This is a genomic window from Streptomyces sp. NPDC028308 (genome assembly GCF_055565855.1).
The window spans coordinates 168,295-185,653 of sequence record NZ_JBVHTO010000016.1 but is presented as its reverse complement, the minus strand read 5'-3'; the positions used below and the strand labels follow the sequence as shown (position 1 = coordinate 185,653).

Genomic DNA, 17,359 nt, shown 5'->3' with positions numbered 1-17,359 from the left:
CGGACGCTCTCGGGGGTCCGGTCAGTAGCGGACGGGCAGGGCGGTGAGGCTGCGGTTGAGCAGGGAGGGCTGCCAGGTTTCTGTGCCGGGGTCCGCCAGGGTCAGGGCGGGATGGTCGGTGACCAGGGTCCGCACGGCGGACACGGCGACCAGCCGGGCCAGCGCGGCGCCGATGCAGAAGTGGGCGCCGAAGCCGAAGCCGAGGTGGGTCGCGCCGGTGCGGCGCACGTCGAACCGTGTGGGGTCGGGGAAGCGGGCCGGGTCGCGGTTGGCGGCGGCGGTGACGAGGAAGATCCGGTCGCCGGTGTGCAGGGTGTGGCCGTCGAGGTCGAGGTCGCGGGCCGCGGTGCGGATCGACATCTTGGACGGGCCGTCCAGGCGCAGGGTCTCCTCCACGGCGCCCTGGGCCAGTTCGGGGTCCGCGCGGACGGCGGCGAGCTGTTCGGGCCTGGTGTGCAGGGCCAGGACGGTGTTCGCGATGAGGTTGCTGGTGGTCTCCCCGCCGGCGAACGCCATCTGGGTGAGCATCCCGACGAACTCCTCCTCGCTGACGGAGTCGCCGACCCGGCCCTCGCGCAGCACCTGGCTGATCAGGTCGTCGCCGGGTTCGGCGCGGCGCCGCGCGACCAGCGCCGCGAGGTAGTCCTCCAGGCTCACCAGTGCCTGCAGGGAGGCCCGGTACTCGCTCTCCTCCTGGGCGGTGCCGAGGACGAGGTCGGCGACGCGGGCGTTCCAGTACCAGAAGGAGGGGGCGTCGGTGGGCGGGATGCCGAGCCAGCGGGCGAACACCAGCGCGGGCAGGGGCTTGGCGACGTCGGCCATCAGGTCGCCGGTGCGGCCGGGTAGCGCCTTGCGGGCGAGGACGGCGCGGGTCGCCTTCTCGGTGAAGGCGCGGTAGCGGGCCACCGCGCGGGCGGCGAACGCCTCCTGGAACACCTGGCGCAGCCTGCGGTGCTGGGGAGCGTCGTTGAAGACCATCCAGCGGGAGAGGATCCCGAAGGCCCGCTCGGCGTCCTCGCGGGCGCCGTGGGGTACGGCGTCCATCAGGGGGCGTACCCGGTCGGCGGAGACCGCGGGATCGCGCAGGCAGCGCATCACCTGGTCGTAGCCGGTGACGAGCCAGGCGTGGTGCATCGGGCTCCAGTGGACGGGGGCGTGCGCGCGCAGGGCGTCGAGGTGGTCGTAGGGGTCGGCGACCATGTCGGCGGACAGCAGGTAGCGCTCGGTGAAGGCGGGGGCTGCGGTGGTCATCGGTCTTCTCCCGCCTGGATGCCGGCGAGCAGTCGGGCGATGCCGTGCACCCTGGGCTCGGCCATCATCGACATGTGGTCGCCTTCGCTGATGTGCAGGGTGAGTCCGTCGCCGGCCACCTCGCGCCAGCGGGCGACGTAGGTGTCGTAGTCGACGTCCAGGCCCGGCATGGTGCGGCCGCGGGGCAGTGAGGCGGCCTCGCTGCCGACCACGAGGTGGATGTGGCCGGGGTAGGGACGGACCTCGTAGGCGGCCAGGGCGGCGAGCAGCGAGTGCCACACCTCGATGGGCGCGTTCTCGACCAGGGCCGCTTCGGCGGGGCTCATGCCGGCGCCCAGCAGGGTGGCGGTGAGTTCGGCCGTGGCCCTCTCGCGCTGCGGGGAGGCCGGCAGTTCGCGCAGCCGGTCGCGCAGGCGCAGGGCTTCGCGCAGGTCCTTGGTGACGCCGTCCAGACGGGCGCGGGCGGCGGTGTTGGGCAGGTACGGCTCGATCAGGACGAGGGGGGCGACCTGGTGGCGCGCCGTGTGCAGCTGGGTGGCCATCTCCAGGGCGATGTTGGCGCCCATGGACCAGCCGAGCAGGGCGTGCGGGCCGGTGGCGTCCCGGTCGGTGATCTCGGCGACGTAGTTGGCGGCGATGCCGGCGACCGTGCTCGGGTCGACGCCGCCGAGCAGTCCGCGTGCCTGGAAGGCGTGGACGGGCCGGCCGGGCGGCAGGGCGCGGGCGAGCGGCACGAACCAGGCGGCGCTGCCGCCGGTGGGGTGCACGCACCACAGGGGCTCCCCGGTGCCCTCGCGCAGCCGTACCTCGGAGGTGACGGCGGCGGGCAGCCCGTCACCGGCCGCCCGGGTGGCGTGCGCGGCGAGCTGGGCGATCGTCGGGTGTTCGATCAGGTCGCCGACCGACACCGGCAGGCCGCGTGCGGCGGCCATCAGGGAGACCCGGACGGTGGACAGGGAGCTGCCGCCGATGCGGAAGAAGTCGTCGTGGGCGCCGATGCGCGACAGGCCGAGGACTTCGCGCCAGATCTCGGCGAGGACCTTCTCCGCGGTGGTGGACGGGGCGGCGTACCGGGTGTCGTCGCGGTCGAGTTCGGCCGGTGGCAGGGGCAGCGCCCGCTTGTCGGTCTTGCCGCTGCGGTTGACGGGCATCTCGTCCAGGAAGACGAACCGGGCGGGCAGCATGTAGGCGGGCAGTGAGGCCCGCAGGTCGCGGCGCAGCTTTTCGGGCCGGGGCCGCTGCGGGCCGTGGACGACGAGGTAGGCGACGAGGGCCGGTTCGCCGGGCAGGTCGGTGCGGTGCAGGACGACGGCCTGGCGGACCTCGGGCAGGGCCCTGAGGGCGTGCTCGATCTCGCCGAGTTCGATGCGGAAGCCGCGCAGTTTGACCTGTGAGTCGCGGCGGCCGAGCCATTCCACGGAGCCGTCGGGCCGGTGGGTGCCGAGGTCTCCGGTGCGGCACAGCCGCTCGCCGGGTGCGCCGTACGGATCGGGGACGTAGGTGGCGGCGGTCAGTGCGGGCCGGCCCAGGTAGCCGCGGCCGACGGCCTGCCCGCCGAGGTGGATCTCGCCCGGCACGCCCACCGGGACGGGCTGGAGGTCGTCGTCCAGGACATGGATGCGGGTGTTGCGGATCGGGGTGCCGATGGGCGGGGTGCCCCGGCCGGGGCTCAGTTCGGCGGCGACGGACCACACGGAGGTCTCGGTGAGGCCGTAGACGTTGTGGAAGCGCCGGCCGCGCGACCAGACGTCGGCGAGTTCGGCCGGGCAGGCCTCGCCGGCGACCTGGAGCACCGCCAGCTCGGGGAAGTCGTCCTGGCCGAGTACCGCCAGTGCGCTGGGCGGCAGCATGGCGCCGGTGACGTGGGCCTCGCGCAGGGTGCGGGCCAGGTCGGGGCCGGGGCGCAGGTCCTCCTTGGGGGCGGTGACCAGCCGGCCGCCGTTGGCGAGGGACCAGGTGAGTTCCAGGATGGAGGCGTCGAAGCCGAAGGAGGCGAACTGCAGTACCCGGTCGCCGGCGGTGGGGCGCACCAGGTCGCGCTGTCCTTCGAGCATGTTGGACAGGCCCCGGTGCGGGATGGCCACGCCCTTGGGTGTGCCGGTGGAGCCCGAGGTGTAGATGATGTAGGCGAGGGTGTCGGCGTCGGGCTCTCGGCCCGGCACGGCTTCCACGGGGTCGGCGGGGGTGTCCAGGTGGATCACCGGCCCGTCGAAGGGCACCGTCCCGGTGAGTGCGCGCTGGGTGAGCAGCACCCGCATGCCGCTGTCCTGGGCCATGAACGCGAGCCGTTCGGTGGGGTGTTGCGGGTCCAGGGGCAGGAAGGCGCCGCCGGAGCGCAGCACACCGACGGCGGCACGTACCAGGTCGGGGCCGCGCTCGGCGCAGATGCCCACCACGGTCTCGGGGCCGACCCCCAGCCGCCGCAGCCGCCGTGCCAGCTGCTCGGCCTGTTCCTGGAGTCCGGCGTACGTCAGGTGCTGCCCGCGGTGCTCGACGGCGACCGCGTCGGGGGTGCGGGCGGCGTGGGCGGCGATGTGCTCGTGGAACAGCAGCGGTGAGGAGGGGGTCTCGGGGCCGCGGGCCCAGACGTCGAGGGCGGTGGCGCGGGCGGCGCCGGTGAGTGCGGGCCGGGTCACCGGGGTGTGCGGGGTGGCGGTCATGGCCTCCAGCTGGGCGCAGTACACGTCGGCGAGCTGCTCGGCGGTGGCGGGTGCGACGAACGCCGGGTCGGCGTCGAGGGTGAAGGCGTTGACACTGGCGTTGATGAGCAGCGGGAACATGGTCCGCGCGATCTCCAGGGAGTCGTCCCAGGAGTCGTGCGAGAGCCGGTGGAAGTTGACGTAGTTGAAGACGGCGTCGGTCAGGTTCGGTTCGGTGGGCCGCAGGCGGGCGATGTGGACCAGCGGGAGCCTGCGGTGCGGGAGCATCTCCTGTTCGGCTGTGAAGACGTCCCGCAGGTAGGTGAGCCAGCTGCCGTGCGGGCGGGCCACGCCGAACGGCACGGTGTTCAGGAACAGTCCGCGCATCCGGTCGGCGCCGGGCACCTCGGGCCGCCCGTTGGTGACCAGGCCGATGCTGTGGCCGAGGGCGCTGTCGTCGCGGTCGGCGAACAGGCTCATGGTGTGGTGGAAGGCCGTGAGCAGTACGGTGCGCCGCGGCACGCCGGCCTCCTTGGCCAGGCGGCCGATGCGTTCGGCGAGGTGGGCGTAGGAGCGGCGGACCTCGTGCACCGGCGCCTGGCCGGCGGGGTCGGCGGCGGTGCGCCTGCGGAAGGTGACGGGCCGCAGATCGGCGAGCCGGCCGCGCCAGTAGTCGAGGGACTCCTCGTTGCCGAGCGCGGCCCGCTCCAGGGCGACGTACTCGGCGAAGGGCGGTGCGGTCGGCGGCTCGGGCGCGCGGCGGTGGGCGACGGCCTGCCGGTGCAGGGCCAGCAGGTCGGCGACGAGTGAGGTCAGGCTCCAGCCGTCCAGGACGACGTGGCAGTCGGTGAGGACGAGGCGCAGGTCGTGGTCGGTGATGTGGTGGAGGTGGATGCGCACCAGGGGGGCGGCGGCGAGGTCGAAGCGGCGCTCGAACTCCTCGTCGACGAAGGCGCGCAGCCGCGCCCGCTGTTCCTCGCGCGGCAGTGCGCGCAGGTCGGTGTAGCCGACGGGCAGGCGGGCGGCGCGGTGGACGAGCTGGAGGGGCTCGCGGTAGGAGACGAGGTCGACGGAGGTGCGCAGGATCGGGTGGCCGGTGACGACCGCGTCGACGGCGGCCTGGAAAGCGTCGAGGTCGAAGCCCTCGGGGACGGTGATCTTCAGGTCGGTGACGTTGTGGTAGGCGCCGCGCCGGGGGTCGGCGAGCATCTCGTGCAGCATGCCGGCCTGGAGCATGGTGAGCGGGTAGGCGTCGGCGAGTCCGTCGGGCAGGCGGCCGGCGTCGGCGGGGTCGAGCTGGGAGAAGGGGGCGACCGGGGTGGGGGTGTCGCCGGCGTCGGTGACGAGCGCGGCCAGGTCGGCCAGGGTGCGGGCGCGGAAGACGTCGGCGACGGTGAACCCGAGTCCGGCCAGGCGGCCGAGGCCCACCAGGCGCAGGGCCAGGATGGAGTCGCCGCCCAGGTCGAAGAAGTTGTCGGTGCGGCCGACGTGCTCGACGCCCAGTACCTGGCTCCACACGGCGGCGAGGGCCTGTTCCCGGGGCCCCTGGGGCGGTACGTGTGCCCGAGGCCCGTCCGAGGCGGGCCGGACCGCCGTCAGCGCGGCCCGGTCCACCTTGCCGTTGGCGGTCAGCGGCAGGTGTTCGTGGCGGACGAACAGCGCCGGGACCATGTGCTCGGGCAGGGTCAGCCGCAGTCCCTCGCGCAGGGCGGGCGGGTCGAGGGGGCGGCCCTCGGGCGTGACGACGTGCGCGACCAGGCGGGCGGTGCCCTCGTCGCGGCGGGCCACCACGGCGGCGTCGGCGACGCCGGGCAGCGCGCGCAGGGCGGTCTCGATCTCGCCGGGTTCGATGCGGTAGCCGCGGATCTTCACCTGGTGGTCGGCACGGCCGACGTAGCCGAGCCGGCCGTCGGGCAGCACGCGGACCAGGTCACCGGTGCGGTACATGCGGGCGCCGGGTGTCCCGAAGGGGTCGTCGAGGAAGCGTTCAGCGGTCAGCTCGGGCCGGTTGAGGTAGCCGCGGGCCACGCCGCCGCCGGAGACGTACAGTTCGCCGGTGCTGCCGGGCGGCACGAGCCGGCCGAAGGAGTCCAGGACGTAGCCGTGCTGGCCGGCGAGCGGGCGGCCGATGGGCGAGCGGACGCCGGCGTCGATGTCCTGCTCGGTGATGGTGCGGATCGTGACGTGCACGGTGGTCTCGGTGATGCCGTACATGTTCACCAGCGCGGGGCGGTGTCCCGGGGTCGTGAACCAGTCGCGGTAGTCGCGTACGTCGAAGGCGTCGCCGCCGAAGATCACGGTGCGCAGGGGAAGGTCCGCGAAGCCGGCCCCGGTGTCCTCCAGGTGGGCGCGCAGGCCCTTGAAGGCGGCCGGGGTCTGGTTGAGGACGGTGACGTTCTCCTCGCGCAGTATCCGGTGCACGGCCGCCGGGTCGCGCACCTCGTCCGCGCCGAGCACGACGACGCGTGCGCCGCTGGTGAGCGGCGCCCACAGCTCCCACACGGAGAAGTCGAAGGCGGGTGAGTGCATCAGGGTCCACACGTCGGCGGGGCCGAAGTCGAAGTGGCGGTCGGCGGCGTCCAGCAGCCAGGCCAGGTTGCCGTGGGTGATCTCCACGCCCTTGGGGCGGCCGGTGGAGCCGGAGGTGTAGATGACGTAGGCGAGGTCGTCGGGGGCCGGGCGCAGGTCGTCGCCGTCGTCCGGGGTGTGCGGGGCGTCCGCGTCGAGGGGGACCACGCGGGCCGGCAGTCCCTCGACGGCGGCCCGGGTGGCGGTGTCGGTGACGATCCACTCGACGCCGGAGTCGGTGACGGTGAACTCGCGGCGTGCTCTGGGGTGGGAGGGGTCGAGGGGGAGGTAGGCGGCGCCGGCCCGCCAGACGGCGAGCAGTGCGGCGGCCAGGTCGGGGGTGCGGTCGAGGCAGACGCCGACGAGGGAGCCGCGGGTGACGCCGGCGGCGCGCAGTCGCCGGGCCAGCGCCGAGGCGCGGGCGTCGAGCTGGGCGTAGGTGAGGGTGCGTCCCGATCCGCTCACCGCGACCGCGTGGGGGGTGCGGGCGATGTGGGCGGCGAGGCGGTCGGCGGCGGTGTGCGGGGCCCGGGCGGTGTCGGTGCCGGTGTTGGCGGGGCCGTTGGGGCCGAGGAGGTGGGCGCGTTCGGCGGGGGTGAGCGGGTCGACGGTGCTGAGCGGGGTGTCGGGGGCGGCGCAGAACGCCTCCAGCAGTGTCACGGTGTGCCGGGCGAGGGCGGCGACCGAGGTCTCCTCGAACAGGTCGGGCCGGTAGACGAACACCAGGTCGGTGTGTCCGTCGCCGTCGCGCAGATCGAGGGTGAGGTCGAATTTGGCGGTGGTGAGGTCGATCGGGTACGGCGTCCCGGTCGCCTGCCCCAGGTCGAAGCCGGACGGGGTGGTGTCCGTGTGCGTGTAGAGCACCTGGACGAGCGGGTTGCGGGCGAGGTCGCGTTCGGGGCTCAGCGCGTCGACGACCTGCTCGAAGGGCAGCGACTGGTGCTGGAACGCCTCCAGGACCCGCTCGCGGGTGCGGGCGAGCAGCGCGGCCGGGGTCGGGTCGTCGGAGAGGTCGCCGCGCAGGACGAGGGTGTTGACGAAGAAGCCGACGAGTTGCTCGGTCTCGGCCCGCTCCCGGTTGGCGACCACGGTGCCGACGGCGATGTCGCGCTGTCCGCTGTGGAAGGCCAGCGCGGCCTGGAACGCGGCCAGCACCGTCATGTAGGGGGTCGTGCCGGTGCGCCGGCACAGCGCGGCGAGCGCGTCGCTCAGCGCGGGGGGCAGGGTGAGTCGGTGGGCGGCGCCGCGGCCGCAGGGGGTGTCGGGGCGGGGGTGGTCGGTGGGCAGTTCCAGCGGGGTGAGGCCGGCCAGCCGGGTGCGCCAGTGGTCCAGGGCGGCGGACTGCTCGCCTCGGCGCTGCCAGATCGCGTAGTCGCTGTAGTCCAGGGGCAGTTCGGGCAGGTGGGCGGCGCGTCCCTCGCGGCGGGCCCGGTACAGCTCGGTCAGGTCACGCACGACGAGACCGAGGGACCAGCCGTCGGAGACGATGTGGTGCATGGCCAGGACCAGCACGTGGTCGTCGTCGGCGGCGCGGACCAGGGTGGCCCGGAAGGCGGGCTCGTGGGCGAGGTCGAAGGGCCGTACGGCGGCGGTGTGCACGGCGGCCGACAGGCGCCGTTCGCGGTCCCCGTCCTCCTGGCCCTCCTGGCCGCTCACCTCGATCACGTCCAGGACGGTGCCGTCGGCGGGCAGGACCTGCTGGTGGGGGATGCCGTCGTGCTCGGGGAAGATCACGCGCAGCTGCTCGTGCCGGGCGACCAGGTCCGCCACGGCGGCGCGCAGCGCCGGCAGGTCCAGCGGGCCGGTGAACCGCCATGCCGCGGGCAGCAGATAGGTGGGTGCGCCCGGGTCGAGCCGGTCCAGGAAGTACAGGCGCTGCTGGGCCGCGGACAGCGGGATCCGCTGTGGGCGGGGCCGGACCCGCGCCGGGCCGTCCTCGCGTACGGCGGCCCGGCCGCGCAGTCGCTGCTCCAGCAGGCGCCGGGCGGCCGGGGACAGGCCGCCGCCCGCGGCGAGGGGGCCGGGACGCACGTCGGATGTGGTCATGAGGGCACTCCGATCCAAGAACTGGGGAGAGAGAAGTCGGGCAGGGGCGGGCGCGGGCGACGGGGTCAGAGGCCGGCCGTGAGGGACAGGTCGATCTCCTCGTCGCTCAGCTGCGAGATCAGCTCCAGCAGCCGGCGCTCCACCTCGGCGGCGAGCCGTTCGACGGTGGGGTGCTCGAACAGGTCCCGGACCTGCAGCGGGCAGTCGAAGGCGGTCCGCAGACGGGAGGCGACCGACACCGCGCGCAGGGAGTGGCCGCCCAGGGCGAAGAAGTCGTCGTGGACGCCGACCCGGGGCAGGTCGAGGACCTCGCACCAGATCTGCGCGACGACCGTCTCGGCGGGGGTGCGCGGTGCCACGAAGGCGTGCGGTGCGCGTGCCACGGGCTCGGGCAGGGCGGCGGTGTCCAGTTTTCCCTGCACGGTCAGCGGCAGGGCGTCCAGCAGGACGAACGCCGACGGCACCAGGTAGTGGGGCAGGTGCTCCCGGCAGTGCCGCTCCAGGGACTCCTGCGACAGGCGGGCGCCCGCGGTGTAGGCGACGAGGGCGGCCTCGCCGTGCAGGGTGCGCACCACGACGGCCGCGTCCCGCACTCCGGGATGCCGGCGCAGCACCGCCTCGGCCTCTCCCGGTTCGACGCGGAATCCGCGGATCTTGACCTGGTCGTCGTTGCGGCCGAGGAACTCCAGCTCGCCGGTGGGCAGTCGGCGTACGACGTCCCCGGTGCGGTAGAGCCGGCCGCCTCGCCCGCCGAACGGGTCGGGCACGAAACGCTCGGCGGTCAGTGCGGGACGGCCCAGGTATCCGCGCGCCAACTCCGTTCCTCCGATGAGGAGTTCGCCCGGTACGCCGTCGGGGGTGAGCTCGCCCAGGGCGTCGACGACGTAGGTGCGGCGGCCGCCGAGGGCGCGGCCGATGGGGACCCGGCCGTGCGGGACCGCCTCGACGGTGTGCGCGGTCGCGGAGATCACCGCCTCGGTGGGGCCGTAGGTGTTGATCACGGGTACCGCGGGCAGGTGCGCGAACCACCGCTCCAGGGGGTCGGCGGGCAGTGCCTCTCCCCCGGTCACCAGCAGCCGCAGTGACGCCAGTTGGGGTGCCAGTGTGTCCAGGCGGGCGACGAGCTCCGCCCAGTAGGAGGGGGTGAGTTCCATGACGGTCACCCGCTCGGCGGCGACCCGGGCGGCGAGTTCCTCCGGCGCCCAGATCTCCTCCGGGCGCACCACCACCGTCGCCCCGGCGCTCAGCGCGGGCAGGATCTGCTCCAGCGAGGCGTCGAAGGAGGTGGAGGCGAAGGTGAGCACCCGGTCGTCCGCGGTCAGCGCGAACGTCTCGCGGGCGGTGGCCACATGGGCGTCCAGGGCGTGGTGTTCGACGCCGACGGCCTTGGGGCGGCCGGTGGAGCCGGACGTGAAGATGACGTAGGCGAGGTCGTCGGGGCGGGGGGTGTGGCGGGGGCCGTCGGGGGCCGGCCGGACCTGGCCGACGTCGATCGCCGTGGCCCCGAGCCGGGTGACCTTCTCGCGGGTGCCGGCGTCGCACACCACGTGCCGCGCCCCGGCCTCGCGGAGCATGTACCGCAGGCGTTCCTCGGGGATGCGGGTGTCGAGCGGGACGTACACGCCGCCAGCCCGCCACACGGCGAGCATCGCGGCGATGGGCCACACGCCTCGGCCGACGCACACGCCCACGGCGTCGCCGGGGGCCGCTCCCGCGCCGGCCAGGGCCGCGGCCAGTCCGCCGGTCAGGGCGTCCAGCCGGGCGTGGTCGAGGGTCGTGCCCTCGCAGACGACGGCCGGGGCGTCTGCCCGGCCCCGCACCCGCAGCCGCGGCGCGGGCGCCGTGTCCCGGCCGGCCCCGGCCAGCAGGCTCTCCCGCTCCCCTGGCGAGAGCAGCGGTGCCTCGTCGACGCGCGCCGCGGGGTCGGCGACGAGGGTCTCCAGCAGCCGCCCGACGTGCCGGGCGAACCGGGTGGCGGTGGACGGGTCGAACAGGTCGGCGGCGTACTCGACGTTGAGGGCGAAGCGGTCCTCCCGGACGACGAAGGTGGCGGTCAGGTCGAACTTGGCCGAGCCCCAGGGCAGCGGGAAGTCGGTGGCGGCCGGATCCGGCCGGGTGGAGCCGCCCGTGGAGGCGTCCTGGACGTCCACCATCACCTGGAACAAGGGGTTGCGGGACAGGTCGCGTTCGGGGCGCAGTCGCTCCACGACCCGTTCGAAGGGCACCTCCTGGCGGTCGAAGGCGCCCAGGACGACGTCCCGAACCCGGTCCACGAGCCCGGTGAACGTCGGGCGTCCGGACAGGTCCGTGCGCAGCACGACGGTGTTGACGAAGAAGCCGATCAGGGGCTCCAGTTCGAGCCTCGCGCGTCCGGCGACGGGTGTGCCCACGCACACGTCGCTCTGCCCCGACCAGCGGGCCAGGACCGCCTGGGCCGCGGCCAGCAGCACCATGAACCGGGTCGCGCCCAGCTCGCGGGCGCGGGCGTCCACGCGGTCGAGGAGAGCGGCGGGCAGGTCGACCTCCACGGCGCCGCCCCGGCCGGTGAACACGGGCGGCCGGGGCCGGTCCGTGGGCAGTTCCAGGGCGGGTGCGTCCTCCAGGGTGCTTTCCCAGTAGGCGAGCTGGGGTTCCAGGGCGCCGCTGTCGGCGCGCTCGCGCTGCCAGACGGCGAAGTCGCCGTACTGCACGGCGAGCGGCGGCAGCTGGGCGCGCCGGCCCGCGCGCCGGGCCTCGTAGTGCTGGGTGAGTTCGTCCAGCAGCAGGCCCTTGGACCAGCCGTCGGTGACGGCGTGGTGCAGGGCCAGGAGCACGACGTGGTCGTCGTCGGCCAGTTCCCACACGCCGGCCCGCAGCAGGGGCGGCCGGGTGAGGTCGAAGCGGCGCGTGGCCAGGGTGACGGCCCGGCGCCGTACCGCCTCAAGCCGGGTCTGCTCGTCCGGCGCCCCGGGTGCCTCCTCCCAGTGCAGCGGGACTGCCACCGGGTCGCAGATCCGCTGCACGGGGCGGCCGTCGGACTCCACGAGCGCGGTGCGCAGCACCTCGTGGCGTTCCACCAGGTCGTCCAGGGCCTGCTGCCAGGCGGTGCGGTCCAGGCCGCCGCGGGTGCGCCAGGAGTACCACAGCAGGTAGGAGTCGCCGCGTTCGGAGGTGCGGTCCAGGAACCACAGCCGTTCCTGGGCGAAGGACAGCGGCAGCGGCCGGTCGCGGTCGACGGGCACCACCTCGCCGGCGCCACAGGCGCGGGCGGCGGCCACGCGGGGGGCGAAGCCCCGGACGGTGGGGTTCTCGAACACGGTGCGCAGTTCGATCTCGCGGCCCAGGCGCTGGGCGATGCGGGAGACCGCCATGGTGGCCAGCAGGGAGTGGCCGCCCAGGTCGAAGAAGCTGTCGTCGATGCCGATCCGGTCCAGGCCGAGGACGTCGGCCCACACCTCGGCGACGAGCTGCTCGGTCTCGTCGCGCGGTGCGGTGTGGTCGGGACCGGCGCCCTGGCGGGCGGGGTCGGGCAGGGCGGAGCGGTCGAGTTTGCCGGAGACGCCGACCGGGAGGGCGTCAAGGACGACGAAGTCGGAGGGGACGGCGTAGTGGGGCAGATGGCGTGCGCACCAGGCGCGCAGGTCCGCCCGGTCCGGCGGGCGGGGCGCGTCCGGGGCCGGTACGACGTAGCCGGTGAGGCTGCGCCCGGTGGCGCGGTCGGGGCGGGCGGCGGCCGCGGCGACCTGCGGGCAGGCCCGCAGCACGCTCTCCACCTCGCCGAGTTCGATCCGGAAGCCGCGGATCTTGACCTGGTCGTCGCGGCGGCCGAGGAACTCCAGCTCTCCGCCCGGTGTCCAGCGGACGAGGTCACCGGTGCGGTAGAGGCGGCCGCCGGGCGGTCCGTAGGGGTCGGGGACGAAGCGTTCGGCGGTCGGGGCGGGGCGTCCCAGGTAGCCGCGGGCCACCTCCGTGCCGCCGATGAGGAGTTCACCCTGGACGCCGACGGGTACCGGCCGGTCGTCGGCGTCGACCACGTACACGCGCCGGCCGCCGAGGGGACGGCCGATGGGCACGGTGTCGGCGGGCGGGTCGTCGGCGTCGTAGGTGGTGGCGGTGACGGTCGTCTCGGTGGGCCCGTAGGCGTTGCACACGCGCACCCAGGGGACGGCGGCCCGCCAGGCGGCGAGGGTGTCGGGCGGGACGGCCTCACCGCCGAGGACGAGCAGCCGCAGGGGGGCCAGGGCCGCGGCCAGGCGTCGGTCGAGACAGAGCGTCAGCTCCGACCAGTAGGTCGGGGGCACGTTGACGACGGTCAGGGCGTGCCGCTGGACGATCTCCGGCACCTGGGTGGGCAGCCAGGGCTCGTCGGGGCGCATGACGACGGTGGCGCCGGAGGTGAGGGCGGGCAGCACCTGGTCCAGTGAGGCGTCGAAGGAGAAGGAGGCGAAGGCCAGTACCCGGTCGGCGGCGCCGATGCCGAGCCGCTCGCGGGTGGCGGCCACGTGCGAGGCGAGCGCGGCGTGTTCGACGCCCACGGCCTTGGGCCGGCCGGTGGAGCCCGACGTGAAGATGACGTGGGCCAGTTCGCGGGGGTGCGGGCGGTGGCGGGGGCCGTCCGCGGCCGGGGTGAGGGCGGTGACGTCGACGGTGACGGATGCGAGTGCGGTGGCGGTGGCCGCCGTCGCGGGGTCGGTGAGCACACAGGTGAGGCGGGCCTCGTCCGCCATGAACCTCAGCCGCTCGGCGGGGAGTTCGGGGTCCAGGGGTACGTAGGCGCCGCCCGCCCGCCAGATCCCCTCGATGGCCGCGACGGACCACAGGCCGCGGCGCAGCAGGACTCCCACCGGGCTGCCGGAGCCGACGCCGACGGCGCGCAGCGCGGCGGCGAGTGAGCCGGTCATGGTGTCCAGTTGTGCGTAGGTGGCGCTGTCGTCGCCGCAGAGCAGCGCGGTGGCGTCCGGGTCGCCGGTGAAGGCGACCGGCGGCGCCGGGTCCGCGGGCCGGTCGGGAGCGTGGTGCCAGTCGGGGCGGGGGCGGGCGGGCGCGCCTGGTCCGGCGGGCAGCGTGCGGGCCAGGTCCTGCACGGGGGTGAGGGGATCGGCCAGGACGGCGCGCAGCAGCGCGACGTAGGCACGGGCGAACGCGCGCATGGTGGCGGCGTCGAACAGGGCGGTGGCGTACTGGAGGATGGCGGCGATGCTGCCGTCGGTGCGCAGGGTGAGGTCGAGGAAGACGTCGAGCGGTGTCCCGGTCAGTGGCGGCTCGACCAGCTTCACGTCCAGGCCGGGCATCTGCACCGGGCGGATCGGGGCGTTGAGGAGGGTGAACGACGCCTGGGCCAGCGGGTGCCGGGACAGGTCGCGGGCACCGCCGAGCGCGCCCACCACCATGTCGAAGGGGGCCTCCGCGTGGGAGAGGTCCGCCAGTGCCCGCTCCCGCACCCGGTCCAGCAGTGCGGCGAAACCGGGCCCGCCGGCCAGGTCCGTGCGCAGGACGACCGTGTTGACCAGCGGGCCGATCAGGGCTCCGGCACCGCGCTGGGCGCGGTCGGCGAGCGTGCTGCACACGGCGACGTCGGTGCGGCCCGACCAGTGACCGAGGAGCGCCTGGTAGGCGGTGAGCAGGACCATGTAGCGGGTGGCACGCCGGGATCTGGCCAGGGCGTCGACGGCGGCGACCAGATCGGCGGGCAGGTCGAAACGCACGACGTCACCGGAGCCGTCCCAGACACGGGGCCGGGGCCGGTCGGTGGGCAGGTCGAGCGGGGTGAGGCCGGTGAGCCGCTCACGCCAGTGGCCGAGCAGACGCTCCAGGCGTTCACCGCGAAGGCGTTCGCGCTGGGCGCGGGCGAGGTCGGCGTAGCGCACCGCGGGCGCGGCGACCGGCTCGCCGCGGTATCCGGCGGCCAGTTCGTCCAGCAGCACTCCCCACGACCAGCCGTCCACGGCGATGTGGTGCACCTCCACCAGCAGCAGGTGCTCCTCGGGTGCCACGCGGGCGAGCGTGGCACGGAGCGGGTGCTGGGCGGACAGGTCGACGGGGCGGTCCAGGAACCGGGCGAACAGGTCCTCCGGTCCGCTCGCCTCGACGCGTTGCAGGACGAAGCCGGCGGGGGCGTCCACGACCGGTACCGGCTCGCCGTCGACGGCCGTGAACCGGGTGCGCAGCACCTCGTGCCGGGTCACGATCCCGGCCAGGGACCGCTCGAGCCCGGCCACGTCGAGGGGGCCCCGCAGCCGCAGGACCAGCGGGAGCATCGAGGCGGTGGAGTCTTTGGCCATCTGGTCCAGGAACCACAGCCGGCGCTGCGCGAAGGATGCCGTGCGGGTGTCGACGTCGTACGGTGCCCCTTCGGGGGCAGGGCCTGCTGTCACTGTGAGCCTCCAAGCCGTGTTTTGCAGCAGACTGCCGCCGGCCGGAGGACGCCCATAGGGAAGAAGGCGCAGTACCGCGCGCAGACCGGGCTGCCGTGACGGCCGTAGCCGTACAGCGCGGCCCTCTCCCCCACCCCGGGTCCCCCCGCGGCCCGGCTCCGGGTGTGCCTTCGAGAGCTGCCGGCAACGCACCGGCGGCCGGGGGAACACGCTCGGGACGCGAGCGCGGCGCGGCTTTGCCCCGCTTCGGTGCACGGGCGAGTTCGTGCAGGGCACTTGCAGTACTAGGGAGCGGGTTTGTCGGCGGTGATGACCAGGGCGGCCTGGTCGTCCTCCACTTCCCGGCCGTCCATGAAGCCGCGGACGTCCTCGGCCACGGCCCGGATGAGGTCGGCTGCGCCCGCCCCGCGCGGGACGGAGGCCATGGCCGTGGCCAGGCGGGCCTCGCCGTACTGTTCGGTGCCGGCGGCCCTGCACTCGGTGATGCCGTCGGTGTACAGCAGCAGGCTCTCCCCGGGGCGGAGCGTGAGACGGCGGGCGGTGAGCCGGAACGGGAGGCCGGTGCCGAGCAGCCCGCCGGATGCCTCGACCGTGTCGACCACGTGGCCTGCGTCCAGCAGCAGGGGCAACGTGTGCCCGGCTCGCACGAGTGTGACGGCGAGTCCTTCGGCGGCCGGTGCGAGATGGCCGTAGACGAGGGTCACGAAGCCGCTGTCCTGGTGCGCGTAGCGGTCGTTCAGGGCCTTGTCGACGGCCTTGACGATGTCGACGGGGTCGTCGAGCAGCGAGGCCACGGCGCGGGCGGTGTGGCGGACCAGGGCGGTGGTAGTGGCGGCCGTGGCGCCGCGCCCGCAGACGTCGCCGAGGATGAACGCCCAGCTGCCGTCGCCCCGTTCGAAGACGTCGTAGAAGTCACCGCCGACCTCCAGCCCTTCACCGGCCGGGTGGTAGAAGGCGGCGAGCTCGGCGCCGGGGATGTCGGGCAGGTCGGGCAGCAGCAGGCCGGTCTGCAGGTCGCGGGCGAGGGCGGCGCGCTGCGCGTACTGACGCGCGTTACGGGCGGCGGAGGCGGTGCGGCGGGCAAGTTCCTCCGCCAGGGCGATCCGGTGGCCGTCGAAGGAGTGGCCGTCCGCGGACAGCAGAGTCACGGCGCCGAAGGGCCGCCCGCGGTCCACCAGGGGGACGCAGACGTATCCGGTGACGCCCAGTTCGTGCCAGGGGCCGGGTCTGGTGGGGGCGCGGCGTGCCACTTCGGTCAGCCCCGAGTTCAGGACGCGCGCGACGGCATCGTCCTGGGCCGGTACGCAGGCGGCGAGCAGACTGCGTGCCTCCTCGCTCGGCGCGGCGGTGGCGACTCGCTGCACGCGTCCGGCCTCCAGGATGTCGACGGTGGCCAGCGGAGCCAGTGCCGGGCTCGCCAGGGTGGCCAGGCGCTGCAGTGTCTGTCTCTCGTCCAGCCGGCCGGCCAGGGCGGTGCTGGCGGCCAGCAGGAAGGCGAGGTCGTCGCGGGCCGCCTTCTCCCGTGCGTCGGCTGCCTGCCGGGCCTGTTCGGCGTGGTGCCGCTCCATGGCGAGGGCGGCGGTGTCGGCGAAGACGCGGGCCAGTGCGAGGTCGGTGTCCTGAGGAGCGCGGGGGGTGCGGTGGTACATCGCGAAGGTGCCCAGGAGCCGGCCGTCACGGGCGAGGATCGGCGTCGACCAGCAGGCGGCGAGTCCCGCCCGGCCGGCGAGGTCGCGGAAGTGCTGCCACAGGGGGTCGGTGGCGATGTCGTTGACGATCACGTTCCTGCGCCGGTGTGCGGCGGTGCCGCACGAGCCGACCCCTTCGCCGGTGGCGATGCCGTCGATGGCCTGGTTGTAGAAGTCCGGCAGGCCGGGCGCCGCACCGTGCCGCAGGTGCCGGCCGTCCTGGTCCGCCAGCAGTACCGAGACGATCACCTCGGGGGCCAGTTCCTCGATCGCCCTGCACATGCCGTCCAGCACGTCCGGCAGCGGTGCCTGGCGGGCGATCTGCTCCAGCAGGGCGCGCTGTTCGGCGGCCAGCCGCCGGGCGTGCTTGACCTGGGTGGTCTCCACGCCCACCAGGCGTACGCCGATGACGTTGCCGCCGGCGTCGCGCCGGGCCTCGTAGGTGAAGTCGAAGTACGCCTCACGGGCGTCCTCGCCGACGCCGATGACGACACGGGTGTCCCGGCCGACGTGGCGCTCTCCCGACCGGTACACCTGGTCCAGGAGTCCGATGAAGCCCTGGTCGGCCAGCTCGGGCATGAGCTGCACCAGCGGCACGCCGGTGCGTTCGCGCTGTCCGCCTCCGATCGACGTGAAGAAGGCCGGGTTCGCCGTCTCCAGCACGTGCGCGGGGCCCGTCATGGACGCGAACAGCGCGGTGGACGTCCCGAACAGCAGCGACAGGTCCTGGTCGGTGTCCAGGGTCCGGCGGGCACCGCTTTCCGCCCGCCGCTCGTGCTCAGCCCTCATGTCGTTCCCAGGCCGACCGCCTGCC

4 protein-coding genes are annotated in these 17,359 nt (G+C 74.6%); all 4 read right to left on the bottom strand.

The genetic code is table 11. The features are described from left to right. Positions 1–21: 21 nt before the first annotated feature. The 4 genes from ACZ4VA_RS34015 to ACZ4VA_RS34000 all read right to left on the bottom strand — a co-directional run bounded on the left by ACZ4VA_RS34015 (position 22) and on the right by ACZ4VA_RS34000 (position 17,334). Positions 22–1,251, bottom strand: a complete 1,230-nt coding sequence (locus tag ACZ4VA_RS34015) for a cytochrome P450 (RefSeq protein ID WP_389391891.1) — start codon at positions 1,249–1,251, stop codon at positions 22–24. After that, positions 1,248–8,504, bottom strand: coding sequence for an amino acid adenylation domain-containing protein (locus ACZ4VA_RS34010; RefSeq protein WP_468083824.1), 7,257 nt, complete (start codon positions 8,502–8,504; stop codon positions 1,248–1,250). Before ACZ4VA_RS34010 ends, ACZ4VA_RS34015 begins: the two co-directional genes overlap by 4 nt. Positions 8,505–8,569: 65 nt before the next feature. After that, on the bottom strand, positions 8,570–14,857 hold the full coding sequence (locus tag ACZ4VA_RS34005; protein WP_468083822.1) for an amino acid adenylation domain-containing protein: 6,288 nt from the start codon (positions 14,855–14,857) through the stop codon (positions 8,570–8,572). Positions 14,858–15,141: 284 nt separating this feature from the next. Further along, complete coding sequence (locus ACZ4VA_RS34000) at positions 15,142–17,334, bottom strand: SpoIIE family protein phosphatase (protein WP_468083820.1); 2,193 nt, start codon at positions 17,332–17,334, stop codon at positions 15,142–15,144. Positions 17,335–17,359: the final 25 nt, after the last annotated feature.